24 protein-coding genes are annotated in these 26986 nt (G+C 49.9%); 14 read left to right on the top strand and 10 right to left on the bottom strand.

The annotated features are described in order from the left end of the window. The first annotated feature begins 139 nt into the window (after positions 1–139). The 8 genes from BM082_RS09260 (at position 140) to BM082_RS09225 (ending at position 13146) form a co-directional block, all read left to right on the top strand. Positions 140–2953, top strand: a complete 2814-nt coding sequence (locus tag BM082_RS09260) for an ExeM/NucH family extracellular endonuclease (RefSeq protein WP_074926697.1) — start codon at positions 140–142, stop codon at positions 2951–2953. 175 nt (positions 2954–3128) lie between these two features. Continuing rightward, on the top strand, positions 3129–6467 hold the full coding sequence (locus BM082_RS09255) for a PAS domain S-box protein (RefSeq protein WP_074926780.1): 3339 nt from the start codon (positions 3129–3131) through the stop codon (positions 6465–6467). Continuing rightward, a complete protein-coding gene (locus tag BM082_RS09250; protein WP_017009608.1) occupies positions 6457–7425 on the top strand; it encodes a response regulator in 969 nt (322 codons plus the stop codon). Before BM082_RS09255 ends, BM082_RS09250 begins: the two co-directional genes overlap by 11 nt. A gap of 91 nt (positions 7426–7516) precedes the next feature. Further along, complete coding sequence (locus BM082_RS09245) at positions 7517–8098, top strand: aminodeoxychorismate synthase component II (protein ID WP_026025222.1); 582 nt, start codon at positions 7517–7519, stop codon at positions 8096–8098. Positions 8099–8435: 337 nt separating this feature from the next. Continuing rightward, positions 8436–9653: an aspartate aminotransferase family protein gene (locus BM082_RS09240; protein WP_074926695.1), complete on the top strand. Its 1218-nt coding sequence runs from the start codon at positions 8436–8438 to the stop codon at positions 9651–9653. A 63-nt stretch (positions 9654–9716) separates the two neighbouring features. Further along, on the top strand, positions 9717–10733 hold the full coding sequence (gene astA, locus BM082_RS09235) for an arginine N-succinyltransferase (RefSeq protein WP_017009611.1): 1017 nt from the start codon (positions 9717–9719) through the stop codon (positions 10731–10733). Between the two features lie 63 nt (positions 10734–10796). Next, complete coding sequence (astD, locus tag BM082_RS09230; protein ID WP_017009612.1) at positions 10797–12254, top strand: succinylglutamate-semialdehyde dehydrogenase; 1458 nt, start codon at positions 10797–10799, stop codon at positions 12252–12254. 97 nt (positions 12255–12351) lie between these two features. After that, positions 12352–13146: a DUF1338 domain-containing protein gene (locus tag BM082_RS09225; RefSeq protein WP_017017648.1), complete on the top strand. Its 795-nt coding sequence runs from the start codon at positions 12352–12354 to the stop codon at positions 13144–13146. Between the two features lie 101 nt (positions 13147–13247). Here the strand turns inward: BM082_RS09225 and BM082_RS09220 are convergent, their stop codons facing one another. Further along, positions 13248–13442, bottom strand: a complete 195-nt coding sequence (locus BM082_RS09220) for a hypothetical protein (RefSeq protein ID WP_074926693.1) — start codon at positions 13440–13442, stop codon at positions 13248–13250. A 199-nt stretch (positions 13443–13641) separates the two neighbouring features. Then, on the bottom strand, positions 13642–14274 hold the full coding sequence (gene crp, locus BM082_RS09215; RefSeq protein ID WP_002535199.1) for a cAMP-activated global transcriptional regulator CRP: 633 nt from the start codon (positions 14272–14274) through the stop codon (positions 13642–13644). A 236-nt stretch (positions 14275–14510) separates the two neighbouring features. Between crp and BM082_RS09210 the strand changes: the two genes are divergently transcribed. Further along, complete coding sequence (locus tag BM082_RS09210) at positions 14511–14915, top strand: OsmC family protein (RefSeq protein WP_017017646.1); 405 nt, start codon at positions 14511–14513, stop codon at positions 14913–14915. Positions 14916–15040: 125 nt separating this feature from the next. On the opposite strand, the gene BM082_RS09205 is transcribed toward BM082_RS09210, so the two are convergent. From BM082_RS09205 to BM082_RS09185, 5 genes are all read right to left on the bottom strand, one after another. Then, positions 15041–15910 (bottom strand): phosphoribulokinase, encoded by an 870-nt coding sequence (locus BM082_RS09205; protein ID WP_017009616.1) that lies wholly within the window; start codon positions 15908–15910, stop codon positions 15041–15043. A 68-nt stretch (positions 15911–15978) separates the two neighbouring features. Next, positions 15979–16197 carry a YheU family protein gene (locus BM082_RS09200; RefSeq protein ID WP_017009617.1) on the bottom strand — a complete coding sequence of 73 codons (219 nt, stop codon included), beginning with the start codon at positions 16195–16197 and terminating at the stop codon, positions 15979–15981. A 10-nt stretch (positions 16198–16207) separates the two neighbouring features. Continuing rightward, a complete protein-coding gene (locus BM082_RS09195) occupies positions 16208–17206 on the bottom strand; it encodes a DUF3187 family protein (RefSeq protein ID WP_074926691.1) in 999 nt (332 codons plus the stop codon). Positions 17207–17238: 32 nt separating this feature from the next. Further along, a complete protein-coding gene (locus BM082_RS09190; protein WP_074926689.1) occupies positions 17239–18252 on the bottom strand; it encodes a hydrolase in 1014 nt (337 codons plus the stop codon). A gap of 10 nt (positions 18253–18262) precedes the next feature. Continuing rightward, complete coding sequence (locus tag BM082_RS09185) at positions 18263–19645, bottom strand: aminotransferase-like domain-containing protein (RefSeq protein ID WP_074926687.1); 1383 nt, start codon at positions 19643–19645, stop codon at positions 18263–18265. Between the two features lie 124 nt (positions 19646–19769). On the opposite strand from BM082_RS09185, the gene BM082_RS09180 reads away from it, so the two are divergent. Next, complete coding sequence (locus tag BM082_RS09180) at positions 19770–20372, top strand: LysE family translocator (protein ID WP_074926685.1); 603 nt, start codon at positions 19770–19772, stop codon at positions 20370–20372. Positions 20373–20395: 23 nt separating this feature from the next. Here BM082_RS09180 and BM082_RS09175 read toward each other — a convergent pair whose 3' ends face one another. Together BM082_RS09175 and BM082_RS09170 are read right to left on the bottom strand one after the other, a co-directional pair. After that, a complete protein-coding gene (locus BM082_RS09175; protein ID WP_017009622.1) occupies positions 20396–20908 on the bottom strand; it encodes a TIGR02444 family protein in 513 nt (170 codons plus the stop codon). Next, the gene (locus tag BM082_RS09170) at positions 20851–22773 is read right to left on the bottom strand and encodes an ABC transporter ATP-binding protein (RefSeq protein ID WP_074926683.1); all 1923 of its coding nucleotides are present in this window, start codon (positions 22771–22773) and stop codon (positions 20851–20853) included. The genes BM082_RS09175 and BM082_RS09170 overlap by 58 nt, the downstream gene beginning before the upstream one ends. Before the next feature lie 283 nt (positions 22774–23056). On the opposite strand from BM082_RS09170, the gene kefG reads away from it, so the two are divergent. The 4 genes from kefG (at position 23057) to slyD (ending at position 26349) form a co-directional block, all read left to right on the top strand. Further along, positions 23057–23620 (top strand): glutathione-regulated potassium-efflux system ancillary protein KefG, encoded by a 564-nt coding sequence (gene kefG, locus BM082_RS09165; RefSeq protein WP_017009624.1) that lies wholly within the window; start codon positions 23057–23059, stop codon positions 23618–23620. After that, positions 23620–25419 carry a glutathione-regulated potassium-efflux system protein KefB gene (gene kefB / locus BM082_RS09160; protein ID WP_074926681.1) on the top strand — a complete coding sequence of 600 codons (1800 nt, stop codon included), beginning with the start codon at positions 23620–23622 and terminating at the stop codon, positions 25417–25419. The genes kefG and kefB overlap by 1 nt, the downstream gene beginning before the upstream one ends. A gap of 43 nt (positions 25420–25462) precedes the next feature. Next, positions 25463–25672 carry a YheV family putative zinc ribbon protein gene (locus BM082_RS09155; protein WP_074926679.1) on the top strand — a complete coding sequence of 70 codons (210 nt, stop codon included), beginning with the start codon at positions 25463–25465 and terminating at the stop codon, positions 25670–25672. A 110-nt stretch (positions 25673–25782) separates the two neighbouring features. After that, complete coding sequence (slyD, locus tag BM082_RS09150; RefSeq protein WP_074926676.1) at positions 25783–26349, top strand: peptidylprolyl isomerase; 567 nt, start codon at positions 25783–25785, stop codon at positions 26347–26349. 321 nt (positions 26350–26670) lie between these two features. Here slyD and BM082_RS09145 read toward each other — a convergent pair. After that, positions 26671–26986, bottom strand: a 316-nt coding sequence (locus tag BM082_RS09145) for a transposase (protein ID WP_139218780.1), incomplete at its 5' end; no start/stop codon positions are given.

The following is a 26986-nucleotide window of genomic DNA, read 5'->3' as shown; positions in this document are numbered from 1 at the left end:
GATTGCTGAACGAGTCTCGAAAATCACGTCAGCACCTTATGCTCTATTCAGTGATATGAGCCTTACATCACGAAAATGAAATCCATGACTGTTACATATTTGCGTTGCTTATGACTTCACACGCAAAAAAGGACAGCAAATGAAGATCTCAACATGGAGTCCACTGGCTCTAGCCTTAAGTGCAGCACTTCCAGCAAGTGCAGACGTACTGATTACGGAATATGTCGAAGGTTCATCAAACAACAAAGCCGTTGAAATCACCAATCTCGGCAGTGACAGCGTGTCTCTCGATAATTGGGCGGTCAAAATCGCGTCCAATAACAACACGTCTTTCGGTTCCACCATTGCCTTAAGTGGCGCGTTGGCGGCCGGTGATTCTTTGGTGATTGGTAACAGCAGTGCATCGACAGACATCACTGACGTCAGTCAAATTACATCGGGTTCGGTTAACTTTAACGGCAACGACGTGGTCGCGCTTATTGATGGCAATGACAATGTCATTGATAGCCTTGGTGAGCTTGCTTTAGGCAGCAACTACGCCAAAGACGTCACCCTTCGTCGCCAAGAAGGCAGTGTTGGACGAACCGATCTTACTGCCACGTTTGATGTGTCTGCTGAATGGCAATCTTTTGACCAAGATACATTTGATGGTTTGGGTTGTAGTGGCCTAAGCGCGTGTGATGGCGGCGGTGGCGGCAATACCTTCACGTGTGACGATCAAACCCTGACGCCCATTTATGCTGTCCAAGGCAGTGGCGATAAAAGCCCACTTGTCCCGGATGGCAGCTTTGAAAGCGAAGACACCTACTATGTCAGCGGCGTCGTAACAGCGGTAACCACCGATTTGTACAAAGGCTTTTGGCTGCAAGACGCGAATGGCGATGGTGATACATCAACCTCTGACGGTTTGTACATCTTCACGGGGAGTGAGCCTGTTGGGATTGAGCCGGGCATGCAAGTGTGTGCGGGCGGTAAGGTCAAAGAGTTCTTCAACTTGACCGAGCTGGATGCGCAGAGCAACCAATGGGAAGTGATCGATACCGTGGGTGAGCTGGCGGCGACGGACATTGAAGTGGGAGAAGACGAAGTGCTTGAAGACGCCCTTGAGCGTTATGAAGGCATGAAAGTACGCCTCACTCAAAGCAGTGACATGGTGGTCACGCGTAACTTTGGTTTTGACTTTGATGCGTTCCGAAACAACATGGTGTTGTCCCATGAAGCACCGCTGATCAAGCCAACACAGCTTTACATAGCGGGCTCTGCAGAAGCTGCAGCCCTTGCTGCTGAAAATGCACAAAACCAGCTTTACATTGAAACAGACACCAAAGCGCCAAATGGCGTGGTGCCTTATTTCCCTGGTCTGGATGCAGACCAAGGGTATATTCGCATTGGCGATGTCGTCACCAACCTTGAAGGGGTGATGGGGTATAGCTTCAGCAAATACCGTTTGGTGGCAACCAACGAAATCACTGCGGGTGATTTTGTACGCGAAGAAGACCGCACAGCAGCGCCTCAGACATTTGCTGACACCAACGTGAAAGTGGCGAGCTTTAACGTGCTCAACTACTTCACCAGTGCGAGTGCTGTGGGCGGTGATTTGAATGTCACCTGTGATGACCAAGCTGATGCGGATGCATCGCGTGGTTGTAACCGTGGCACCAAAGATGCGGCGGAGTTTGAACTGCAACGCGCGAAAATCGTGAATGCGTTGGAAGCCATGGATGCTGACATTGTTGGCTTGATGGAAATCGAGAACAACGGTTTTGGTGACAACGGTGCATTGGCGGATTTAGTGACCGAGCTGAACACGCGCTTTGCGGATGACGCTGATCACTACACCTATGTGACGCCAGCGGTTGACGATCTCAATCAAGGCGCATTCTTGGGTGGCGATGCGATTCAAGTGGCGTTGATTTACCGTGCTGCGGTTGTGTCTCCATCGGGTGATGCAGTGGTTGTGCGTATGCCAGAACAGCATATTTCGGGTGAAAACCCTGACGGCGAAACGCGCCAGCTGGATAAATTCCAGCGTGATAGCTTGGTGCAAACCTTTAGTGTGGTTGACGAACAAACACTGTCTATCGCGGTTAGCCACTTCAAATCGAAAGGCTCAGGTTGTTACGAAGATTGGGTTGCCGGCGAGTTCGATGATGATCCCGCGGACCTTCAAGGTCGTTGTAATGAATTCCGTGTGTCTGCTGCGGAAACGCTTGGCAATGCATTGGCTGACATCGAAGGCGACATTATCGCGTTGGGTGATTTCAATGCTTATGGCCAAGAAGATCCAATGCGTGTCATGACCGATTACGACGCTGCTTCTGCAGAACGTAAGATTGTGACCGCTGCCGGAACCTCTATTGCTGGCGTGACCTTGGATGAGGCTGCGCGAGAAGTGGGCAATGGCTTTGGCTATGTGAATCTCGCGACCTCGTTCTTGGGCGATGAAGCCTTCTCGTACACCTTTGATGGTGAGCTGGGTAGCCTTGACCATGCCGTGGGTAACCAAGGTGTCGTGAGCAAACTAACCGGTGTCGAAGATTGGCACATCAATGCTGTAGAAAGCACGTTGTTCCAATACTCAGGCCGCTTTACGGGTGATCTGGTGAAATCCACCAACCCTTATTCTTCCTCAGACCATGATCCGGTGATCATCAGTTTGAATTATGAAGAAGCGGCTGAGATGTTCAAGCTGCGCTTTAAGAACAAAAGCGTGTTCTGGGTGCAACCTGCCATCAATGGAAACATCGACAGCGACCGTCCGTGGTTGCGTTGGAAGAAAAACCGTAAATACACCCAAGACAGCCCATTCTTGCAAGACATGGGCGTGGCTTACGGCGACACCGTGTCGTTGAGTGTTCGTTTATGGGGATTCATTGATATTCCGTGTGGTGATGCGGTGATTGATGAGAAAACCGTCGCGGTGTTCCGTGGACTGCAGTGCAAAATAAAATAACGTAAAACGCATTGAAATAGGCTCCCTTGGGAGCCTATTTTTTTACCTTCGTTTTAATGGGTTACCTGCCAAATCTTGACTAAGCTTAAAAGATGTCTCGAAAGTTGTTTGTTTTTCTCAGTAATGATCATTTGTGTGCTTGTTCAATGAATTAGGCGCAAACTCGGTAAAACGCATGTCGATAATCGAATCACTGACTCTCTTTTTTCTGCCGCCAGTGACAGACCAGCCTCTGCTGGAAGGGTATACCGATCCATGGATGTTGCTGCTCGCAGGTGGTGCATCATTCGTTGTAGCCGCTCTGGCTTTCTTATATCGCCCACTGCAAGCGAGGCGACAGCCTGTCTGGCAGTTTACGCCATTGCCCGTGAATGCTCTCACGCTGGCATTTTCGCTGTGGCTCATGCAGGTGGTCAATGTCCTCTCCGTGTCGGTCTATCAAGATCTTGGTTTTGTGCCTGCCTTATTGCTGTTTCCCCCAGTACTGACGTTTTTGCTTTGCTTGTACGCGTTTCGATTGATTGCGTACAAATCCAACCCTCCCATCAAGATACTCATGGCCACCGGGCTGATTTCTCTTGCGGTGATGATTCAACATACCTTTGGCTTTGCGGCCATTAACGGCGTATCGATTGCTCAGTTTGATATGGCGATGTTTACGATGGCATTGGGAATTTGCTCATTGCTGGTGGGCACGGCGCTGTGGCAGCGCTTTGGTCGCCCTAAGCAAGCAAAGTGGAACCGAGACATGAGCAGCGCGCTCCTCAGCGGTGCGACCATCACGGTGGCTTCTCTCACGGTCGCTTTGATCATGCGCGACACACTGACGTTATCAGGGCAACCGGTTCGGGTGGAGAGCGCCCCCTTTGACCGTCGTGATGCCTTGATGATGTTTATCTTCGGCTTTGTGTTCATTGCGATTGTTAGCCAGATTGCCAATGCATTGTTTATGCTAAAAGCCCGCGTTAAACACCTCTCTGTTAAAGACGAAGAATTGGATCGTGTGATTAACACCATTACCGACGCCATCGTCGCGATTGATAGCAAAGGCCACATCACCTTTTTTAACTCATCGGCTGAGCGTATTTTCGGTTGGCTAGCGTCTGAAGCCATGGGCAAGAACGTGCGTATTTTGGTGACGGACGAGCATCAACACCGCCACGATATGTATATCCATAACTTTATCGAGCGCCGTTCATCAGACGTGGTGGGTTCGACCCGTGAGGTCATGGCGAAGCGAAAAGACGGCACATCGTTCCCGATTCGACTGGCCATTGGCTTTCATCAAGGCGCTGCAGAAAACAGTTTTGTGGCAGTGATTTCTGATATCTCCGAGCAACGTCATTTGGCGTGGGCGCTGCGAGAAAATGCTAAACAGTATCGATCTTTGATCGCCAATTTACCCTGCATGGCATTCCGTGAAATGACGGGAGGCACTCGGCACATGGTGTACATCAGTGATGCGGCGAAATCGATCACCGGATATAGCGCATCTGTACTGACAGGGGAGAATGGGGTATCGCATTTTGTAGATCGTATTCACCCCACCGATGCGGCCAATTACCGTAAAGTGCGCGAAAACGTGTCTCGCCGTAACGGCAAATACGACTGTGAATACCGGTTTTCGACCCGTAGCGATGAGGAAAAATGGTTTTGGGAAATTGGTCTGAGCTACCGTGCGGAGGATGGCAGTACTTGGATTGATGGCGTCATTGTTGATATCACCGACAAGCGCCAAGCAGAAGAGGACGTTGAAGAGAAAGTGCGATTGGCGGAGAAAGCTTCGCAATCGAAAGCCTCGTTCCTGGCGAACATGAGTTACGAATTCCGATCGCCCATGAACTCCATTTTGGGGTTAGCAGACATTCTTATTGATGCGGAAAAAGACCCCATTCACCGGCATCACCTTGAAGTGATTAAAGAGTCAGGTAACAGCCTGATGAAACTCATCAATGACATTCTTGATACTTCAAAGCTCGAAAGCCAGTCTTTACCCCTCGACATTGGGGAGTTTTCTTTGGTTCAGCTTTGCCGACAAATCGAATTCATCGCCCGTGAAACCGTGCAAGCGCGCGAACTCCACGTCAGTCTGCATTACAGCGACGCGCTGCTTGATAGCTATGTCGGGGATTCCCGCCGTATTAAGCAGTTACTACAGAACATGATGCGCAGCGCATTAACCAATACTGAGAACGGCAATGTGTCTCTGCATGTTCTTCCCATGAATGACATGGTGCGGTTTGCGGTTGCGAGTTACGCCGTGCAACCGAGTGACATCCTTGAAAAGAAAAACGTCCACACCGGACAAACGCTATCAGCCACTTTGATCACCCAGCTTATTGAACTGATGCGAGGGAATTTATGGTTTGACGGTGAATCGATTCAAAGCTCTGTGGTGTATGCCGATTTGCCGTTGATTGCTGTACAACATGCCGCGAAATCTATCGACAGAGATGCGGTGCAGCATTATGCCTTACCGCCACTAGAAGTCTTGGTGATTGATGATGTGCAGCGCAATCAGCAAGAGCTTCGCGATATGCTGCTGCGCCAAGGGGTGAAAGTACTGACCTTCACGGACATGGATGCTGCCGAAGATTTAATTCGAACGCAGCAAGTCGATGTGGTGCTGATGGACGCCTATGTGTCGGAAGAGATGTACCCATCACCAAGAACACTGCGTGACTGGGTGGGAGATTCGCGCCAAGAGCCTGTGCGGGTGATAGCGATGAAATTGGCTGTTGACCCGACAACGACTGAAGAATGGCAAGGGCGTGGCTTCGACGACGTCATCAATAAACCGTTTGAGTGTGAAGCCGTGTTTGATGTGCTTAAACGCTGTATGGGCATTGATGAAAACAGCAATGTCACTGTATTAACCCAGCCAATCACGCAAGAAGAGAAAGTCTATTTCAACGAATCATGGGCATTCCAACAATGGCCAACGTCAGACATTCTTCTCAGCATCGTGAGAGAGTTCCGGTTGAATTACCTTGACATGCCTGTGGTGGTGAAGCGCATGGTGCAGGAGCAGCCTGATAGCATTGATGGCTATTTCAATACGGCCATTGATGCAGCCGAATGCCTCGGCTTTGAAAAGCTGGCTTATGAATTGAAAAAATTACTCTCTGCGTTGCAAGAGGGAGAGGTATCCGAACTCGGTAAACAGTTGGATTCATTGAACGACTGTTTGTCTGCGTCGTTCGACAATGTGTTGGCGTACCTCGGCGTGCGCAGAGAAGAAATGGATGATGCGGAGGTCATTACCATGCCTCCTGCAACGTTTAACAAGAAGACCGAAGAGTTTGTTTCTAAGCTGGCGGAAGGCCAATTCGACGATGTGCTTTACAAGGAACTGGTGCCCGCCATGGCAAGCTACGTAGAGCCACCTTTGTTGGCGACCTTTGTTGCTGCCATCGAGAACTTCGAATTGGACGATGCCTACGACATCTTCCTGACTGTGTTAGACCAAGTACCTGCAGCGCAAGAATCTGGAGTAAAAGGTTATGGCATATAAAGTGCTGGTGGTGGATGACGAGCCGAGCAATCTGCACGTGATGCGCACCATACTGCAAGATCAATACACCCTCATTTTTGCCAAAAGTGGGGAGCGTGCTATTGAGCTCACGATGCAGCAAAAACCGGATCTCATTTTGCTCGACATCATGATGCCTGGCATGAACGGTTACGAGGTGTGCCGTATTTTGAAAAAAGAGCGCACAGTGAGTCATATTCCCATTGTCATTGTGTCAGCGCTGGATGAATACCAAAGCGAAGTGGAAGGCCTGAAAAGTGGCGCGGTAGATTTTCTGATCAAGCCTGTGTCGCCTGAATTGGTGAAAAGCCGAGTGGGGCATTTGTTGGGCGAAGCGCGCGCAACGGCCATGCGTGAAAACTATCAATTGGTGATGAACCAAATCGCGGCGGTGGCGGCATTGCATAACAACGAAGTCGAAATCTCTGCTCCACGTATAGCGCAATGTTGTGAATGGCTGGCCATCAAGTACGGGTTAACGAAAGCCAAAGCGGAAGACATCAGTTTGGCGTACCCGCTTTGTGCATTGGGTGAGCTTTGGGATGATGAGGGAGGAAACAGCACCCCAGATTGCCGCAGTATGTTGTTACTCTCAGAGGCAACCAATGGGTTTGCTTCTGTGTCGGTGAGTTTACTGACCTACAAGAATACCCGATGGGATGGTTCCGGATTTCCTGAAATTGAAGGGGATAAAATTCCTGAAGAGTGTCGCGTCGCCATTGCAGCCGAGCTACTCGATAAGGCCATTGAAGGTTGTGACGGCAACATTGAAGAACGGGTTCAGCGAGGCATCAATGCGTTGACACAAGAAGCGGGCACCCTGATTGACCCACGCATTATTCATTTGATTGACGAGCACAGCGACGAGCTGACGGGCCTTTATCGCGAGTGGCTTCATAACCCTTGGCCCACCCCGATTTTGCCTATCAATGAGTTTTAGCTGCACCATCTGGTGCAGCCACGAGAAGCTGTGATAGCATTTGCGCACAATCTCGCTGACGTAAAGCGAGAGGGATGTGATGGGAATGCTTGTGCTGTTAATTATCGATAATTACGACTCTTTTACTTACAACCTGTATCAGTATTTTTGTCAGTTGGGCGCAGACGTTGTGGTGCGCCGCAACGACACCTTGACGCTTGCTGATATTGAGGCCATGTCGCCGACACATCTCGTTATTTCTCCTGGTCCTTGTACGCCTGATGATGCAGGCATTTCCCTTGACGCCATTCGATATTTCGCGGGCAAGTTACCGATCTTGGGGGTGTGTTTAGGGCACCAAGCGTTAGCACAAGTGTTTGGGGCAAACGTCGTTCGTGCACGCCAAGTAATGCATGGCAAAACAAGCCCTGTGGTGCACCAAAATCAAGGGGTTTTTCAAGGCCTGAATAATCCGCTCACTGTTACGCGATATCATTCATTGGTGGTGGAACGTGAATCGTTGTCAGAGGCGTTCGATATCACTGCGTGGACAGAACGCGATGGCGAATTTGATGAAATTATGGGGATACGTCACCGTGAACTGCCGCTTGAAGGAGTGCAATTTCACCCTGAAAGCATCATGACTGAGCAAGGTCATCAACTGCTCGCAAACTTCCTTTCTTCAAACGCTTAATCTCCGATTTTCGTGTCTTCATGCTCAACGCGCCACCCGCGCGCGTTGTTGAAAGACGATCAACCTCACCGATTTTACATTTTCATTTCTCTGTTTTCGTACCGTTAACACTGAAACCTTATTCAGTCTGCGCGGGACATGTCACCTTTCTTTCCCATAAGGAAAGACACTCTTGCCACTTCCTGTATTAATTAATCGCCCCATATTGCGCATAAATATGGCCCAAGGGTGAATTTCCACGTTACGTCACCAACGAATATAAAATTATCTGCTATTGATGCGGTTAACGAAATGTAAATACTATGCTTATAGCAGAATCGACAGAAGGATATGAGCGATGACAGCCGAACATAAAGTAGAACGTAAACTGTTCGATGAGGTCATGGTGCCATGTTATGCACCTATGACCATGATTCCTGAGAAAGGAAAGGGCGCGCGCATTTGGGATCAGGACGGCCGAGAGTACATCGATTTTGCAGGTGGTATTGCAGTGAGCTGTCTGGGGCATTGTCACCCCGTCATGGTTAACGCCTTGAAAGAGCAAGCCGAAAAACTGTGGCACCTCAGCAATGTCATGACCAACGCACCTGCACTGCGCTTGGCGAAAAAGCTAACGGAAGTCAGTTTTGCTGAACGCGTGTTCTTTGCTAACTCCGGTGCAGAAGCCAATGAAGCGGCGTTGAAATTAGCGCGTCGTTGGGCGGTGGATGTTCATGGCCCAGAGAAAAGCGAAATCATTGCCTTCACCCAAGGCTTCCATGGCCGCACATTTTTTACCGTGACTGTTGGCGGTCAAACCGCGTATTCAGACGGGTTTGGTCCTAAGCCGGGTGACGTCACTCACTTGCCTTATAACGATTTAGACGCGCTTTCAGCCGCCATGTCTGACAAAACCTGCGCCATCATGATGGAACCATTGCAAGGCGAAGGCGGCATCATCACGCCAGATCCTGCGTTCTTACAGGGCGTTCGTGAATTGTGTGACAAGCACAAAGCCCTGCTGATTTTTGATGAAGTACAAACCGGCAATGGCCGTACAGGTACGTTTTACGCGTATGAGCAAACAGGTGTGACACCAGACATTCTGAGCACAGCAAAATCGCTGGGTGGTGGTTTCCCTATTGGTGCCATGCTGACGACGGAAGCGCTGGCGGCACACATGAAAGTGGGCACGCACGGTTCGACGTATGGCGGTAACCCGCTGGCATGTGCAGTGGCGGAAGCCGTGGTAGAAGAAGTCAGCAAGCCAGAAGTATTGGCTGGCGTAAAAGAGCGTGAAGGCTGGTTCCGTGAAGGGCTGGAAGCGCTTAACGCGAAATACAATATGTTCAGTGAAATCCGCGGTAAAGGCTTGCTGATCGGTGCGGCGCTCAACGATGAGTGGCAAGGTCGCGCACGTGATGTGTTGCTGGCAGCTGGCGACGAAGGACTGCTCTTGCTGGTGGCAGGCACCAATGTTGTGCGTATGACGCCATCGCTTGTTATCACCAAAGAAGAAGCCGAGGAAGGTTTAGCGCGTCTCGACCGCGCACTTGCAAAACTCGCGGCAGCCTAAGCTGTCGCCATTGTGGCGTTCCCTTGAACGCCACCAAAGTTTGCTGCATCAGGAGGAAGTAGGATGCTGGTAATTCGCCCAATCAGAGAATCTGATTTTGACGCGCTCATGCTGTGCGCGGAAGAGTCTGGAATTGGTTTTACCTCGTTACCCGTTAACGAAGAATTAATTCGTGGTCGCATTGATCACTCTGTTGAAAGCTTCGCGCGTAACGCAACGTCCCCAGGAACTGAAGGCTACTTGATGGTGGCTGAAGACACGGAAACGGGAGAAATTGCAGGTACGACAGGGATCGAAGCGGCTATTGGGTTAGAGAACCCTTTCTATAGCTATCACATCAGTAAAGTGGTGCATCACTCGCGTCGCTTGAACGTGCACAACGTGGTAGAGGTGCTGACGTTTGGCAACAACTACACAGGTGCGACAGAAATCTGCACCTTGTTTTTACGTCCCGAATTCCGCGGCGGCTTGAATGGACGTTTGTTGTCAAAATGTCGTTTTTTGATGCTGGCACAATTTCCTGACAAGTTCTCCGACATTATCTTTGCAGAGATGCGTGGCGTGTCCGACGAGGACGGAAACTCTCCGTTTTGGGCGTGGCTGAAAGAGCACTTCTTTTCTATCGAGTTTACCTTGGCGGATTACCTCACGGGGATTGGCCAGAAAGGTTTCATCGCAGACTTGATGCCGAAGCTGCCCATTTACGTGAACCTGCTAAGCGAGGAAGCGCGTGAAGTGATAGGGCAAGTGCATGAGAAAACACGCCCAGCGCTGCGTTTGCTTGAAAAAGAAGGTTTTAGTCGCCGAGGGTATGTCGACATTTTCGATGCTGGCCCGACGGTCGAATGTATGCGCCAGAACATTGATTCTATTCGCCGCTCTTTCACCGCGAGAGTGAAAATTGCCGAGCATGGTAGCGCGCAAGATTACCTTATCTGTAATAACGATTTTCAATCATTCCGAGCGACAGCGACCAAAATTGGCGTAGATGTAGAGCGTAATGAAGCCCTGATCAGCCAAGAAGTGGCTGACGCGCTGCTGGTCAGTGAAGGCGATACGGTGCGAGTGGTTGCGCTGTAAGGCGCCCTTTTGTTTGCACGGCTTTATTGAACGCCTCGTTCGTGATGGTGACAGGAGACACTCATGACACAATGGATTGATAACCAAGCGGTTGCCGGGAATGGCGATGCCTTTCAATCACTGAATCCTTTCAACAGCGAGTCTGTGTGGGAAGGAAACACTGCAACCCCAGAGCAGGTAGAGTCGGCGGTACGCGCCGCTCGCACAGCGTTTCTAAGTTGGAAGAATACCCCGTTTTCAGAGCGCCAAGCGCTGGTGGAAAACTTCGCAGAAAAAGTAAAAGAAAACAGTGAACACATCGCGAAGGTTATCGCTGAAGAAACAGGAAAACCACTTTGGGAAACGCGCACTGAAGCGGCGGCCATGGTGGGGAAAATCGCTCTTTCATTGCGCGCGCATCAAGAGCGTACGGGTGAACGAAGCAAAGACGTTGCAGGCACACAAGCAGTGCTGCGTCATCGTCCTTTAGGCGTAATGGCAGTCTTCGGCCCCTATAACTTCCCAGGGCATCTGCCGAATGGTCATATTGTCCCTGCGCTCTTGGCAGGCAATACGGTGGTCTTTAAGCCTTCAGACCAAACCCCGAAAACTGCAGAAGTCACCATGAAGCTTTGGATTGAAGCAGGGCTGCCTGAAGGCGTGATTAACCTTGTTCAAGGGGCGCGTGAAACGGGTGAAGCACTGGCGCAATCAAAAGGCATTGATGGTTTGCTCTTTACGGGCAGCGCCAATACTGGGCATATCTTGCATCGTCAGTTTGCGGGTGAGCCGGGCAAAATGTTGGCGCTCGAAATGGGTGGCAATAACCCCATGGTGATCTCTGAGCAATTTGGCGAGTTGGATGCCACGGCTTACACCATTATCCAGTCCTCCTTTATCAGTGCTGGTCAACGTTGTACGTGTGCACGACGCCTTTATATCCCGCACGGAGAGCGCGGTGATGCGCTTCTCTCGCGTTTAATTGAGATGACCAAGCAAATCAAAGTGGGCGGTCAATTTGAAGAGCCTGCGCCATTTATGGGTGCGCAAATCTCTTTGGCTGCGGCGAACGGGATTCTTGCTGCGCAGGAAAATCTAGAGTCTTTAGGCGGTGAGCCATTGCTGAAGGCAACACTGCTTCATGATGCAGTCGTATCGCCGGGCATCATTGAGGTGAGTAAGGTAGAAGCGCTGCCAGACGAAGAGTACTTCGGTCCTTTATTGCAGGTTGTTCGCTACAGCTCGCTTGAACAAGCGGTAGAGCTTGCCAACGACACCCGTTACGGCTTGTCTGCTGGCCTTATTTCCACCAATGATGCGGAGTGGCAATACTTCCTCGACAACATTCGCGCGGGCATTGTTAACCGCAACCGCCAATTGACGGGAGCCAGCGGTGATGCACCGTTTGGTGGGCCGGGAGCGTCAGGCAACTTACGCCCGAGCGCTTACTATGCTGCGGATTACTGTGCTTACCCAATGGCGTCTATGGAAGGCGACGATGTGTCCTTACCGGGTCAACTCAGCCCGGGGCTATCGTTGTAACTTTTGACATCTTATCGCCTGTGAAGCGTCTTGCTTTGCAGGCTGATCGTAAATCCGTACGACATTATCGATGAATATCGCTCTCTAGGAGGATGTGATGGAACGCGTTCACGCTTTATTTGATGCGCTTTGGCAGGATTACACCACGAGGCTTTGCCCTTCGGCGGCAAAAGTACACACCTTGCTGGAAGAGGGCACACCGCTGCTCAATGATCATATTGCGCTTCGCACGTTTGCGCTGCCCAAGGTGGGGTTAGACAGATTAGCCGCGCCGTTCATTGCGATGGGCTATGAACCAAAAGGTGAGTACCACTTTGAGAGTAAAAAGCTGTACGCGCATCACTACGAGCATCCAAATCCAGAAGCGCCGAAAGTGTTTATCAGCGAACTCCTTGTTGGTCAATGCTCCACAGAATTGCAAACTGCGGTGAGAGGCTTGGTCGATCAGGTGGATGATGATGCGATGAAAGATCCATCGTTTTTGTACAGTGGCCGTCCTTGGTCATTGGACAGTAAAACCTATGAGATGCTGGCTGCGGAAAGCGAGTACGCCGGATGGTTAGCGGCGCATGGTTTTGGAGCCAATCATTTCACCGTTAGCGTGAACCAATTGAGTACGCTTGATGAAGTGAAAGCAGTGAATGATTTACTGCGTCAGTCGGGGTTTGCTATCAATGAATCAGGTGGCGAAGTGAAAGGTGACCCACAAGTGTGCCTTGAGCAATCTTCAACAATGGCTGACAAAGTGTCTGTGAATTTCAGCGATGGGGAGCGAGATATCCCGGGGGGATTTTACGAGTTTGCGAAGCGCTACCCGTTGGCGGATGGAAACTTGTATCAAGGATTTGTCGAAGCATCTGCCGACAAGATTTTTGAAAGCACAGACAAATAACAAGCCCACTCGTTGTCAGTGAGATGACGAGTGTGTTTGAGAGGTAAAGCCCCGCCTATGCAGGCTGTTTAGTCTGCATGAAAAGTGGGTGACTTAGCGGTTCAACAAAGAGAGGTCGGCAGATGTGTCGGCCATTCTTCATTATTGGTAACGCTTTGTTTGTTGCTATCTTCACCCAGTAAACGTTGCATATGATAATGGGTGGGGCCACAAAATCCTGTCAGTTCCGTCGTGCTTGCTTGCACCCAACCTAGGGTAGAAGCCGCTGACCCAGACGCCAAGTTTTCGATGTCCATTTCTGTTTTCCTTTGTCATGCGTGTTATGCATAAAAGTGCGTACATATCCTGCACTGAAAGGTAGCATCGAAAAGCCTTGCTGATGAAAAAATGAACGTTACACAGATCACATGATCAACAATTAAATGTTAATTGCGCCGAAATTTGGGCATAAAAAAAGCCACGTTAACGTGGCTTTTTTTCATTACCGAACGTGGATTAGCGAGTGCCGTATACCACGATGGTTTTACCGTGTGCAGAAATTAGGTTCTGCTCTTCCAACATCTTCAAGATGCGGCCAACGGTTTCGCGTGAACAACCTACGATTTGACCGATTTCCTGACGAGTAATCTTGATTTGCATACCGTCTGGGTGAGTCATCGCATCTGGTTGTTTTGCCAGATTCAACAGAGTCTGAGCAATGCGGCCTGTTACGTCCAAGAATGCTAAGTCACCGACTTTTTGGCTAGTGACCTGAAGACGACGAGCCATCTGTGAAGATAGGCGCATCAGAATATCAGGGTTAACTTGGATCAGCTGGCGGAATTTCTTGAATGAGATTTCAGCGACTTCGCACGGTGATTTAGCGCGAACCCAAGCAGTACGCTCCTGATCTTCCTCGAAGAGGCCCAGTTCGCCAATGAAGTCGCCCTGGTTTAGGTAAGAGAGGATCATCTCTTTACCTTCTTCATCCTTGATTAGTACAGCCACAGAGCCTTTAACAATATAGTAAAGTGTCTCAGCCTTCTCGCCCGCATGAATAAGCGTGCTCTTCGACGGATACTTATGAATGTGGCAGTGTGAAAGGAACCACTCTAATGTTGGGTCTGTTTGAGGTTTTCCTGGAACCATATATCTCATTTCCTCTGCAGTTGTTGCCTGATGAGTCTTCCTTAGCCCACCGTCCTGCGGCACAAGTCCGTGGGATAGCATAAAGTTTCAGCAGTCAGGCTACAAGCTCTCTGTTTGAGTCATTGAGTTTATCCTTTTTCCTGCACGATTTCTTGATTTTGATATGGACTTCCCCTTCAATTAAAGGCTAAAAACGTGGACAAGATCACGACCCTGAAAGTAAGTAGAGGAATGATATGCACTCAAGCGTCAAATGGAGCGGAAATAAGACCTTTTTAGGTTTGTCGAATTCGGGCCACAGCGTGGTCATGGATGGCAATGGTGGCGAAAATGCGCCTAGCCCAATGGAAATGGTGTTGTTAGGTGCGGGTGGTTGCAGCTCTGTGGATGTGGTTTCTGCACTTGAAGAAGCAAATCAGGCAATTGCAGGTTGTGAAGCCGTGCTTTCTGCGGAACGCCGCGAGCAGTCTCCACGCTTGTTTACCAAGATCAACATTCATTTTGTTGTGACAGGCACGGCGTTGGATGAGGCGCAAGTGGCGAGTGCTGTGAAAGACAGTTTGGAGAAGTATTGCTCAGTGTGTTTAATGCTAGGCAAAGGTGTCGAAATGACACATTCTTACGAAATCATCGCTAAATAATGAAAAAGGAGGGAATTCCCTCCTTTTACTTATCAATTATATGTCTGGATAATTGTGCAATATTCTGCGTTATGTCAGAACGTATCTCTCTTTTTGTCGCACAATTAATACGTCGAACCCTTCGACTAGCTGATTTTTCCAGTTTCGATCAATTGCTGAATAAGCGGCCTGATGATCAATTCCATCGCAAAGCTCATTTTCCCCCCTGGCACGACCAAGGTGTTGTGGCGAGACATGAACGATCCTTGGATCATTGAAAGCAAATACGGGAAGTCGACCTTCTTGATGCCACGAAAACGGATAACCACAAAGCTTTCATCCAAGCTTGGAATGGCTTTCGCATTGAGTGGGTTTGACGTATCCACCGTGGGTACGCGCTGGAAGTTAATGTGTGTGCGGCTGAACTGCGGCGTAATGTAATTCAGGTAGTCATCCATCGAACGTACAATGGAGTCCATCACGGCTTCACGTGAATGGCCACGGTCACGGGTATCGCGCACGAACTTTTGAATCCACTCTAAGTTCACGATGGGCACCATGCCAATCAATAAATCCACATGCTGCGCAACGTTGATGTCTCCATCGACGATACCGCCATGAAGCCCTTCATAGAACATGGTGTTGGTGCCATCAGGTAGATCTTGCCACGCGGTAAAGGTTCCGGGCATTTGGTTGTAAGGCACAGCTTCATCAAAGGTATGAAGGTAGCGTCGGAATTTTCCTGTGCCGTGCTCGCCGTATTCACGAAAGAATGCTTCAAGCGTCGGGAAATCGTTGGCTTGTGGGCCAAAGTAGCTGATGTGTCGTCCTTGTTCTCGTGCTTTCCTAATTTCAACGTCCATCTCCGGGCGTGTAAAGCGGTGAAAGCTGTCGCCTTCTACCCACGCTGCTTTAATGTCCATCATGTTGAAAATTTTACGGAATGCGTCGGACGTTGTGGTTGTTCCTGCGCCGGACGAACCGGTGACTGCAATGATGGGGTGTTTTGCAGACATGACAAACCCTGTCAATTTTAATAGATAGCCAACAATTAACAGGGTGTAGAGGAGAGGTCAAGCGCGTGTTATGCGCTCAGTGATCGGGTCGGTTTGATATCGACCGTTTCGTGTAATTCAGAATAAACGACTACGGCTTCTTTGCGTTTGAGCAAGTTATAGACCTGCTCGACTTTCTCTTCGAAGCTGGCTTCTTGCTCGCCGTAGTCCGTGCCTTCACGTAATACAAAATGCTCGACTAACCCTCTCAAGGATTCTTCGGGGATTTCTTGCCAAGGAACAATCATGTACTGATACCTACAAGGTTAAGCGGTGCCGAAAGGAGGCTGAAAACACGATATCGGAACTGTTATCGTGGTTAAACATGTTTTCGAGTGCCCCTAATTCTATCGCACTGTTGCCAAAAAGGTAGCGATAGCCGAGCGCGAATTCATGGACGATGTCAGTTAACTCAGTAAGGTGGTTGTCGTGTGCCTTGCCCGTTGACACAAGATATTCCGCGATGAGCTCATGGTGCTTTAACCATTGGTACTGGTAACTGATGCCGCCGTTAACGCCCCAATTTCGAAGATCGATGCCGTGCTGCTGATTGTCTGGTCGATGCACAAGGGAAAGCATGGCGGCAACTTTATGTTTTTGCTGCTTAAAGCCGTAGTTAAGTTGCAGTGATTGTTCAAACGCTGTGTTCTCAAATTCGCCGGATCCCACTTGGTTGAAAAACAGCGTCGTGCCAACACTGAAAGCATGGTGGTCGGTACGATACACATTGTGTTCAGCATACAGGTTCACCGCGTTGACCACGGCATCCCCAATAAAGTCCTCACTTGGCGTTGGTTGGTACTCAGGGACGTAAATATAGAACCTGTCTTCATCCACGTTTGTACGACCATTTTGGTCGATGCCAAAGACACTGTGGAATTTTTCAGTGAGCCCGTCTAATCGATTGTTTGCGGTATAGCGATATTGATACCAAAGCCCGACGTTGATGTCGTCGGAAAGCGCATGAAGCATCCCTAGCATGAATTGGTTGTGGTAGTAGTCGAATTGGTATTCGGGCGTATTGGCCCAAATACTTGCCATAGTGCCGGTCGCGAAAACGTCGGTTTCATTCGTTGTGAGTGCGAAAGGGTCGAGTATGAGTGGGGTGAGTCCTGTGATCTGGAGCGGGGCTTGCGTTTGCATAATGAGTGGACCGAAGCGGGGAGCTTCGGTCTCTGTGTGTTCTATTTTTGCGTATGCAGGTGTTGCAGCCATACCGCCAACCATGGCGAAAATTAGGGTGCGAGAAAACGTCATACTTCACCTCTCTCGCCCTGCTTATGATGGTTTTATGTTAGGTGCAGGGCTAGCCAGCGGGGCACTTCTTTCTCAAGCCAAAACTCAGGAGCTTGAGGTGTGCCGGACACAAATCCAACATGACCGCCGTTCTCAGTGAGGTGATACTCAATATTGTTAGGTAAAGGTGTTGTTGGGATCACCGCATCAGTCATAAAAGGATCATCTTTAGCATGGATCACTTTTAGTGGTGTCGCAATGTCGTGCAGTACACCTAAGCCACTGCATTGCTGATAATAATCTTCGGCACTTTGGAACTGATGAAGTGGGGCGGTGACGGTTTGATCAAACTCGTACACGCTCGATATCTGGACTTTCTCGCCGCTTTTCCAATGGCCAATTTCTGGGTGGCGTTGCAGTTTATTGACCAGTGCACGGTTCATTGAGCGCAATAAATACGCTTGGTAAACCTTCGAAAATCCCTGTTGAATGCGGCTTGAACATGACAGCAAATCGAGCGGCGCGCTGATAACGCAACCCGCTTTGATGAGTGGATCGTGTTTAAACTCCGCCAAATAACGCACCAGCATATTGCCGCCCAGAGAGACCCCTACTGCCACGCGGGGTACATCTTGGAAGTGTTGGTTGATGTGCTCCAAGAAAAACCGGGCGTCGCTGGTTTCACCGGAATGGTAACTTCTTGGCTGTTTGTTGATAAGGCCGCTGCACCCACGAAAATGCATGAGCACGCACAGCCACCCTTTGTCTTTGAATGCCTTCATCAATCCATTGGCATAGGGGCTGTAGAAACACCCTGCCAATCCGTGAAATAGCACCACGAGCGGTTTACCTTGCGCGTGCTCTGGGGCTTCTGTCCATGCGAGATCGAGAAAATCCCCGTCTGGCGTATTAATGCGTTGCCACACAGGTTCAAATAGCGCCTTGCGCCTAACAAAGCGAGGCAGAAGGGTTTGAACGTGTGGGTTACTTCCCCACTTCATGGGCACGAAGTCGTGATCTGTTGTGTGGTCTTGTGCGACAGAAACCGTCGCTATATCTGTTGTCATTCTCGGGTTCTCACAACGCAAAATCGGACAAGGGAGGATTGGCCAATAAGTCTGCCAGTTCATGAAGGCCTTTTTCCAGCGTTTCTCTGTCTGGTGGCGCACTCAATGCAATACGTACGTAAGGCGGCGCTGAATAGCCTGCTGGCACAAACAATTCTGACGATTTCACTTCGACACCCCGGGCTTTGCTTTCCGCGAGGAACTCGCTCAATGACCACTCATCGGGCAGTCGAAGCCAGCCATGAAAACTGTTGGGGTGATAGCGAAAATCTACGTCTTTTAAATACGCTTGCGCGATGCGCCAACGTGCTTCCATTTGATCGCGGATCGTCTCGAGTATCTGATTCGCTGCCCCATTTTCTAACAGAATCGATGCCATTGCGGTAAGCAAAGGGCTGATCATCCAGCTGTGATTTTGAAGCGCGTTCACGAAGTGTGGGTAGTAACGCTCCGGAAGTTGTAAGAACCCCAGCCTTAAGCCTGGCGCTAAGGTTTTCGCCAACCCTCCGGCGTAAATAACATCATCCGGGGCGAGGTTAACAATCGGGTTCGGCCTTTCTTTGGGCAAGATGCCGTTAATGTCATCTTCCAATATCACCAACTGCAATTCACGGCACACACGGATCACATCATGACGCCTTTCTTCACTCATGGTCGCGGTGGTGGGGTTTTGCAGGGTTGGCGTCATGTACACCAAGCGAGGTTGATATTGATGGTAAGCCGCCTTGAGGGATTCAGGCAGCATGCCTTCGTCATCCATCTCGACGGGTTTAACCGTTAATCGAAGCTGTTTAGCAAGGCTCAGTAAACCGGGGTAGGTGAGCTTATCGGTCAAAATGGTATCGCCTGCGCGGCACAGGGTGACCAAGCAAAGCTGCATGGCATTTTGCGCACCTGAGCAAAAGAGCAGGCGGTTAGGATCGGTCTTCACGTTATGTTGTGCGAGCCACTTGGATAAGATCTCACGATGGTGCGCGATACCCATGGGCGATTGATAGAGCATCAAATTATTGAGCTCATTCGGGTGCGCGGCGAGTTGTTGAAGCGCTTCTGATATTAAATCAGCACGATTAATGGCTGGCGGCACATTGTAGCCAAAGCTCATGATGCCGGGGGTTGGCGGTGGTGCAAACGTCCAAAGGGGTTTGTCGGTCTGACAAACGTATGTACCTGCTCCCACCTTGGCTTCCACGATGCCGCGCCGCTCTGCTTCTGCATAGGCTCGCGTGACGGTACCCACTGTCACAGACAAGGCATCGGCGAGCGCCCTGTGTGTAGGAAGCTTTGTGCCTGGCTGAAGCGTGTTGGCAGCAACTTGCTCTGCAATTGCATCGGCAATCTGTCGATACAGCGGCAAACCTTGCTTCTCTAACGTAATTGTCATGATTGTCATGGTGACAATAAACCTTTTGATCCGATTTTCGATCCCTGTTAGCGTTATTTTTAACCAATAATGGTGACTTTTTCAACAAATTTGTGTGGATTGTATCGATACAATATGAGCGGGGAGACAATTCATGATGGAAGTTTCGTTCTTAGTAACCTTGGCGGTGTTTGCTGCAACCATGACAGGCACGCCGGGACCGAACAATATGATGCTTACAGCATCGGGGGCTAACTTTGGTTATCGCCGCACTGTGCCGCATTTGGTGGGTATTACGTTAGGTGTTGCTTCGCTCATTGCGGTGGTGGCAGCAGGTCTCGGCGTGGTATTTAAAACCTACCCTATGGTGCAAGAGGGCATGAAGTTGGTTGCCAGTGGTTATCTACTTTATCTCGCATGGCGTATTGCAAGTGCGGGTGCGCCGTCGGAATCTGCACCGTCCGAACGTCGCCCGATGACATTAATGGAAGGCGCACTGTTCCAGTATGTGAACCCGAAGGCGTGGGCGATGTCGGTGAGTGCTGTCGGTACGTTTACTTTGTCTGGTGGCGACTATTGGTGGTCTGCGTTAGTGATCGTCATGGCGTTTGTGGTGGTGGGTTTTCCACTTACTTCGCTGTGGGCAGGCTTTGGGGTATGGGTAGGAAAAGCACTTTCCACCGAAAGAAGCTGGGTCGTGTTCAATCGCATCATGGGCGTATTAACCGCATCTTGCTTGTTATTCATTTGGATGTGAATGGCATACCGCTAAGAGGGCGTTTAGCGCGTATTGAGCCCTTTCATCAGCGTTGGGTATAAATAGCGGGCAGCACTATCCAGTTGCTCGCAATAGCGCTCAACCGTGGAAGGGCCTGTATCTAGCCAGGGTTGTTGATTGATACAGGCGAGCAGTTCTTGCTGTTGGAACTTTTCGAGGGTGAGTTCGTAGTTCAGCATCTTTTGGTATGCGCCACGCGAAAGCTGAGGTTTTAGCTCTCGGCGCATTAAGCGGTAACGCGTGAGTAAGGTTTCAGAGTGGGTCAAAGAATGTTGAAGTGCGGCGAGGGAATGCGCAGACAATGAAAAGCCTGCGTCTTCGAGCCAAACGAGCAACAAGGCCAAGTTCACGTTGCCTTTAAACGAGTCTTGCAGTTTAAGGCTGGCGTGTTTGACCTCTTGCTTGCTGTAATGGTGGAGGCAAAATTGCCACAACCCATCAGGCGTGGCAGCTTGCTTTAGCGGGCTTGGAACGCCGCTTCCATTTCCTCCAGTTGTTCCTGAAGTTCCATCCATTCCAATTCGACCTCTTCCAACGACGATTTCGCTTCAGCCTGCTTACGTAAAACGTCTGTTAGCGTTCCTTTGTTCGTCGCTTCATAAATTGATGCGTCTGATAGCGCTGACTCTGCCTCGGCGATTGTCTCAGATAAATGCTCGAGTTTTGTGTCTAACTTGTCAATTTTCTTACGAATTGGCGCGGTTTCACGACGGAACTCAGCTTCGAGACGTTTCTGTTCTTTACGGTTTACTTGCGAGTTTTCGCTCGCAGGCTTTGCGGATTCAGCCTGTTCTTGGCGACGTTCTGCGCGCTGCTGCTCGGCTAGCCATTGATGGTAGTCATGCAAGTCACCGTTAAACGGCACCACTTGCTTGTCATGAACCAAGTATAAGTCGTCTGTGGTTGCACGAAGCAGGTAACGGTCGTGACTGACGATAACCATTGCACCTTCAAAAGATTGCAGTGCCATGGTCAATGCCGAACGCATGTCCAAATCCAAGTGGTTGGTCGGTTCATCGAGCAGCAAGAGGTTAGGTTTCTGCCAAACGATCAATGCCAACACGAGGCGGGCTTTTTCGCCGCCAGAAAATGGCCCGATGATGTCGAGTGCTTTCTCACCGACAAAACCAAAACTGCCTAGGTAGTCACGAAGTTGCTGCTCTGTGGCTAGTGGCGCAAGGCGATTCATATGTTGAAGCGGGGTTTCATCTGTGCGCAATGTTTCAAGTTGATGCTGGGCGAAATAACCAATTTTTACGCCTTGCGAGTAGGTAAGTTCACCCGCTTGCGCGGCAAGGCCGCCAGATAACAATTTGATTAAGGTTGATTTACCTGCACCGTTACGGCCCAGCAAACCAATACGGCTGCCCGGCACTAAGTTAAGGTGCACTTTCTCTAAAATCATGTTGTCAGCATAACCCGCAGCGACCTTTTCCATCATCAAGATCGGGTTAGGCAGGGCCGACGGTTCGCGAAATTCAAAGTTAAACGGGTTATCAAATTGCGCAGGCAGCACTTTTTCCATGCGCTCGAGGGCTTTGATACGACTTTGCGCTTGGCGAGCTTTGCTGGCTTTGTAGCGGAAACGGTCGATATACGACTGCATGTGCGACATTTGCTTTTGCTGCTTCTGATAAATGGATTGTTGCAGCATCAGTTTTTCGGCGCGCATGGTCTCAAACGACGAGTAGTTTCCGGTGTATTCGTTCAGCAGTTGGTTTTCAATGTGAACAATACGGTTAACCACAGGATCCAAGAAATCACGGTCATGGGAAATCAGCACCAAGGTACCACGGTAGTTCTGCAACCATTTCTCTAGCCACATGACCGCATCCAAATCCAAGTGGTTGGTCGGTTCATCAAGCAGCAGGAGATCGGAACGGCACAGTAGCGCTTGAGCAAGGTTAAGGCGCATACGCCAACCGCCCGAGAACTGGGTAAGGTTCCACGCCATTTGATCTTGGCGAAAACCTAGGCCATCGAGCAATTCTGCAGCGCGGGCACGAATTGTGTATCCGCCAACGGCGTCAATCTGATCATGCAGCATCGCGACCTTGTGGCCGTCATCGTCGATTTCTGCTTGGCGAAGCATGTTTTCTAATTCGCGATATTCACGGTCACCGTCAATCACGTATTCGATGGCTTGGCGTTCTAGGGCTGGGGTTTCTTGCGCGACCCACGCCAGTTGCCAACCGCTTGGAAAATTGCAGCTACCCGCATCCAAGGTCATTTCGTCTTTGAGCAACGCGAAAAGCGTTGATTTACCGCAGCCGTTTTTACCAACAAGGCCGACTTTGTCGCCAGGATGGATCGTGGCGGATGCTTGATTAAGTAGCGGTTTGCCGCCGCGAAGAAGCTGGATATCAGAAAGTGTGATCATGACTACTTGGCGGCTCCGGCCGCGTGCAATGGGGTAAAAAATTCTCGCGCAGTTATACCAGTTAAGCACTAAGGCTGCCAGCCTACCGAGTGACGCTCCTCGATCAGTCCGTGAAAACCCGCGCCAATTACCGTATGGTGGAAGGGTTAAGATAACGCCGCGCGATGTGGTGTTGTATCTGCGCAACCTGTCCGTAATGTATTCGGGTTGCTTGGGTATATGTGTCACTATAATAAGACTATAAAAAGAACCGTTTATACGGCTAAAAGGATTTTGCTGCGAGATGGAAACCACCAAAGCCTCACTTTTCCGATCAAAAGTTTTAGTGCTGTTTGCGCACCCAGACCCTTATGAGTCTGTCGCGAACAAAAACATGCTCGATTCCGCACGCCAGTTGAATCACGTGACTGTTCACGATCTCTATGCCTCGTACCCCGATTTTATTATTGATGTTCATTACGAACGTGAATTGTTGCTCAGTCATGATGTGATTGTGTTCCAGCATCCCCTTCAAATGTATTCCTGTCCCTCACTCCTTAAAGAGTGGATTGATGTGGTGCTTGGAAAGGGCTTTGCTCACGGCGGGGGAAATGCCCTCGCAGGGAAAACCTGCCGTTTTGTTGTTACCACGGGTGGTGCGGCAGAGGCATTCAGTCAAACCGGTTACAACAAATACAGCATGGCGGAATTGCTCCAGCCTTTCGAACTCACAGCGTTGTTGTGTCAAATGCGTTGGGTTGAACCTTTGGTACTGCACTGGGCGCGTCGTGTCACGGATGATGACAGAGTGGCGCATGCAGAACTGTATGCTGATTGGTTGTGTAACCCTGTGGCGGAGGTGGTTTGATGGAGCATAACTACCTGCTTGATGCCCTTATTTTTCTTGCCGCCGCGGTTGTGGCAGTGCCATTGGCACAGCGTTCAGGGATCGGCTCGGTATTGGGGTATTTGATCGCGGGTATCGTGATTGGCCCTTGGGGTTTGAGATTGATCAGCGACGTCGAAGCGACGTTGCATTTCGCCGAATTGGGCGTGGTCTTGCTGTTGTTCTTAATCGGTCTTGAACTGAACCCGAAGAAGTTGCTGCAAATGCGACGACCCATATTGGGGTTAGGGGGAAGTCAGGTCTTCATCAGTTGCGTCGTTATCGGTTTGATTGTGTACTCATTTGGTGTGAATCGCGTGGATGCGCTGGTGGTGGGCATGGGGTTGGCATTGTCCTCAACCGCAATTGCCATGCGAATTATCGAAGAACAACACCTAATGCGCAGTGAATCGGGTCAATCGGCCTTTGCGGTACTTCTGTTTCAAGATATCGCTGTTATCCCTATGTTGGCGGTATTACCCGCGTTAACGGGCGGGGCGAGCGGCAGTTGGCTAGATGTGGGTATGATGTTGGGCGCGATAGCGGCTTTACTGATCGGCGGCCATTATTTGTTGCGACCAATCTTACGCTGGGTTGTAACGAGCCGCGTCAAAGAGATGTTTACTATCGCAGCGCTGATGCTGGTCATTGGTATTGCGCTTGGCATGCAGGCGCTGGGGCTATCCATGGCGTTGGGCACTTTCTTGGCGGGCGTGCTGCTTGCGGAAAGTGAATACCGTCATGAACTTGAAGTGGCGATTGAACCGTTCAAAGGATTATTGCTGGGCTTGTTCTTTATCGCGGTCGGCATGGCGGTTGACCTGGGTTTGCTGTTTGAATATCCGCTAGAGATCTTAGGGGCGGTAGCGGCGCTTATCGGTGTGAAGGCTGCCATTATTTATGGCCTTGTTCGCCTCTTTGGTGGCCGTGCGAGAACACGAAGCCAAGTGGCTATTTTACTTAGCCAAGGTGGAGAGTTTGCATTTGTTCTGTTCACTGCTGCGCGCGGTGAGGGGCTGCTTGACCCATCATTAAATGCTTTCTTATTGGTGGTGGTGAGTTTGTCGATGATGACCACGCCGCTGATGCTGTTACTGCAAAAAGCATGGCTTGCTCGAAAGATGAACGCCGACGTTACCGAGCCAGAAAATGACCAGTTTGACCATGAGGGTGACCGCCGTGTCATCATTGTTGGGTTCGGACGTTTCGGTCAAATGGTTGGGCGCTTGCTGTTTGCTAACAAAATTAAGCTGACCATTCTTGAGCAAGATCCGTCTCAAATCGCTTTCCTCAGACGCTTTGGTTACAAGGTGTATTACGGTGATGCCACTCAGCTTGATTTACTTCGTGCTGCAGGGGCGGCAACGGCAGAAGCCATTGTGGTGTGCACAGACTCGCCGGAAGAAGTGATTGAGGTCGTCGACCTTTGTCAGCGCCATTTCCCGAACCTGAAAGTGTTCGCTCGTGCTCGAAGCCGCGTTGAGGCCAATCAACTGCTGGGTCATAACGTGACGGGCTTTTCACGCGAAACATTTTTAAGTGCATTGGATTTGGGGAAACAAACCTTGATCTCATTGGGGATGCACCCGTACAAAGCAAAACGTGCAGAAGCCTTTTTTAGAAAGCTGGATGAGATGCGATTGCATGAAATGCAGCCACACCACAGTGATGACGTGATGGGCGCGTCGCGAGTGAAAGAAGCACGTTTGGAGCTTGAGGAATTGTTTGACCTTGAGATGAAAGGTGACACTGAACGTCACCAAAGCTGGAACAGAGAGTAGCACTGGCATCGCTCGGTGTTGACCAAGACGTACAAGGAAAGACATGAGTAAGAAACGATTTATTGCAGGCGCAACCTGCCCTGAATGTAAAGAATCCGATACGCTTCGTTGGTGGAAAGAACACCACGTCGAGGTGGTTGAGTGCGTGAAATGCGGGCATGTAGACCGCCGTTCGCCGTTATCGGAGGAAAAAGATGAACATCGCCCTGAAGAGCAAGACGCACAAGTGATCGGGATATTTAAACCGCAGTGATAGTCGCGGAGGAAAGTTTTCTGTATTATCGGCGCCGAATTAACCAGGTGCTCATCAGGGAATCTCTTTCCATGATCACCCGGACTTGAATAACTGCTTCCGGAGTTAACATGAAAGTCACTAAAGACGTGGTAGTAAGCATTGCTTACCAAGTAAAAAACGAAGACGGCATTTTGGTTGATGAATCAACCAAAGCGTCTCCACTTCAATACCTGCAAGGTCACAACAACCTGATCGTTGGTCTAGAAAATGCGATCGAAGGCCGTGAAGCTGGCGACGTATTCGAAGTGACCGTAGCGCCGGAAGACGCATACGGCGAGTACTTGGATGCAATGGTTCAGCGTGTTCCTGCTGACGTATTCCAAGGCGTTGACGAAATCACTGTGGGTATGCGCTTCCTAGCAGACACTGACCAAGGTCCAATCCCAGTTGAAGTTACTGAAGTAGACGGCGACGAAGTGGTTGTTGATGGTAACCACATGCTGGCTGGCCAAACACTGACGTTCAACGTGGAAGTTGTTGAGCTTCGTGCTGCGACTGAAGAAGAGATCGAACACGGTCACATTCACCAAGCTGGTGGCTGTGGTCAAGACCACGACCACGAAGGTGGTTGCTGTGGTGGCGAAGACAAAGGCGACGATCACGAATGTTGTGGCGGCGGTTGCGGCTCTCACTAATCGCCCATTGCTGAAGGCGTTTCGCCTTTGACTGAATAAAACGCCGTCCGGGATACCGGGCGGCGTTTTTGTATTTTAGTATGGAATAGAGGACCTAGGTACTTATATGGACTCCCTCGGTGATTCAACAAGAAGCTTTTGTAAAACGGATTAAGATGCGCGCTTATATACGGGCTGTAATGAGGAGCTACCTCGCCCAAAAATGTATTCGCACCAACAGGCTTAATCTAGGAAACGGCATCTTATGCCTTAGGACCTAACGAGCTGCTGTTGGTTGGTCTTACCTGTTTTACATCGCTCTTTGTTGAATATTGCGGGTGATTAAGCCAGAAGTTGTGGCTGATACTCCGAATTGCTTTTCAGTAATGCATACGCCGTTCTGACTGTTTTATTGGCTAAAGCAATCGCAGCAACCTTTTTTCCTCGTCGCTCTATGAGTGCTTTTAACCATTGCTCTTTTGTCGTCCTTGCTGGCCGTTTGATGACGCTGGAGATAACGGAAAGCGCTCCTTGAAAAAGGATACTTCGGAGTCGCTTATCTGCATTTCGTTTCGAGATATGACCAATACGTTCTTTGCCACCAGAGCTATGTTGCTTTGGCGTCAGGCCGATGTTCGCTGAAGCCTCTCTTCCGTTA

Source organism: Enterovibrio norvegicus DSM 15893, from assembly GCF_900115495.1.
Lineage (GTDB): Bacteria > Pseudomonadota > Gammaproteobacteria > Enterobacterales > Vibrionaceae > Enterovibrio > Enterovibrio norvegicus.
Note: the sequence above shows the minus strand (reverse complement) of the source record. Positions and strands in the feature narration are given on the sequence as shown.

Bases quoted from the DNA above. Each gene is read 5' to 3' on its own strand.
- BM082_RS09205 (WP_017009616.1), bottom strand. From the start codon at position 15,910: ATGTCTGCAAAACACCCCATCATTGCAGTCACCGGTTCGTCCGGCGCA.
- kefG (WP_017009624.1), top strand. From the start codon at position 23,057: ATGGAAACCACCAAAGCCTCACTTTTCCGATCAAAAGTTTTAGTGCTG.
- slyD (WP_074926676.1), top strand. From the start codon at position 25,783: ATGAAAGTCACTAAAGACGTGGTAGTAAGCATTGCTTACCAAGTAAAA.
- BM082_RS09210 (WP_017017646.1), top strand. From the start codon at position 14,511: ATGCACTCAAGCGTCAAATGGAGCGGAAATAAGACCTTTTTAGGTTTG.
- BM082_RS09180 (WP_074926685.1), top strand. From the start codon at position 19,770: ATGATGGAAGTTTCGTTCTTAGTAACCTTGGCGGTGTTTGCTGCAACC.
- BM082_RS09240 (WP_074926695.1), top strand. From the start codon at position 8,436: ATGACAGCCGAACATAAAGTAGAACGTAAACTGTTCGATGAGGTCATG.
- BM082_RS09260 (WP_074926697.1), top strand. From the start codon at position 140: ATGAAGATCTCAACATGGAGTCCACTGGCTCTAGCCTTAAGTGCAGCA.
- BM082_RS09220 (WP_074926693.1), bottom strand. From the start codon at position 13,442: ATGGACATCGAAAACTTGGCGTCTGGGTCAGCGGCTTCTACCCTAGGT.
- astD (WP_017009612.1), top strand. From the start codon at position 10,797: ATGACACAATGGATTGATAACCAAGCGGTTGCCGGGAATGGCGATGCC.
- kefB (WP_074926681.1), top strand. From the start codon at position 23,620: ATGGAGCATAACTACCTGCTTGATGCCCTTATTTTTCTTGCCGCCGCG.
- BM082_RS09190 (WP_074926689.1), bottom strand. From the start codon at position 18,252: ATGACAACAGATATAGCGACGGTTTCTGTCGCACAAGACCACACAACA.
- BM082_RS09250 (WP_017009608.1), top strand. From the start codon at position 6,457: ATGGCATATAAAGTGCTGGTGGTGGATGACGAGCCGAGCAATCTGCAC.
- astA (WP_017009611.1), top strand. From the start codon at position 9,717: ATGCTGGTAATTCGCCCAATCAGAGAATCTGATTTTGACGCGCTCATG.
- BM082_RS09195 (WP_074926691.1), bottom strand. From the start codon at position 17,206: ATGACGTTTTCTCGCACCCTAATTTTCGCCATGGTTGGCGGTATGGCT.
- BM082_RS09225 (WP_017017648.1), top strand. From the start codon at position 12,352: ATGGAACGCGTTCACGCTTTATTTGATGCGCTTTGGCAGGATTACACC.
- BM082_RS09155 (WP_074926679.1), top strand. From the start codon at position 25,463: ATGAGTAAGAAACGATTTATTGCAGGCGCAACCTGCCCTGAATGTAAA.
- BM082_RS09175 (WP_017009622.1), bottom strand. From the start codon at position 20,908: ATGGATGGAACTTCAGGAACAACTGGAGGAAATGGAAGCGGCGTTCCA.
- BM082_RS09255 (WP_074926780.1), top strand. From the start codon at position 3,129: ATGTCGATAATCGAATCACTGACTCTCTTTTTTCTGCCGCCAGTGACA.
- crp (WP_002535199.1), bottom strand. From the start codon at position 14,274: ATGGTTCCAGGAAAACCTCAAACAGACCCAACATTAGAGTGGTTCCTT.
- BM082_RS09170 (WP_074926683.1), bottom strand. From the start codon at position 22,773: ATGATCACACTTTCTGATATCCAGCTTCTTCGCGGCGGCAAACCGCTA.
- BM082_RS09200 (WP_017009617.1), bottom strand. From the start codon at position 16,197: ATGATTGTTCCTTGGCAAGAAATCCCCGAAGAATCCTTGAGAGGGTTA.
- BM082_RS09185 (WP_074926687.1), bottom strand. From the start codon at position 19,645: ATGACAATCATGACAATTACGTTAGAGAAGCAAGGTTTGCCGCTGTAT.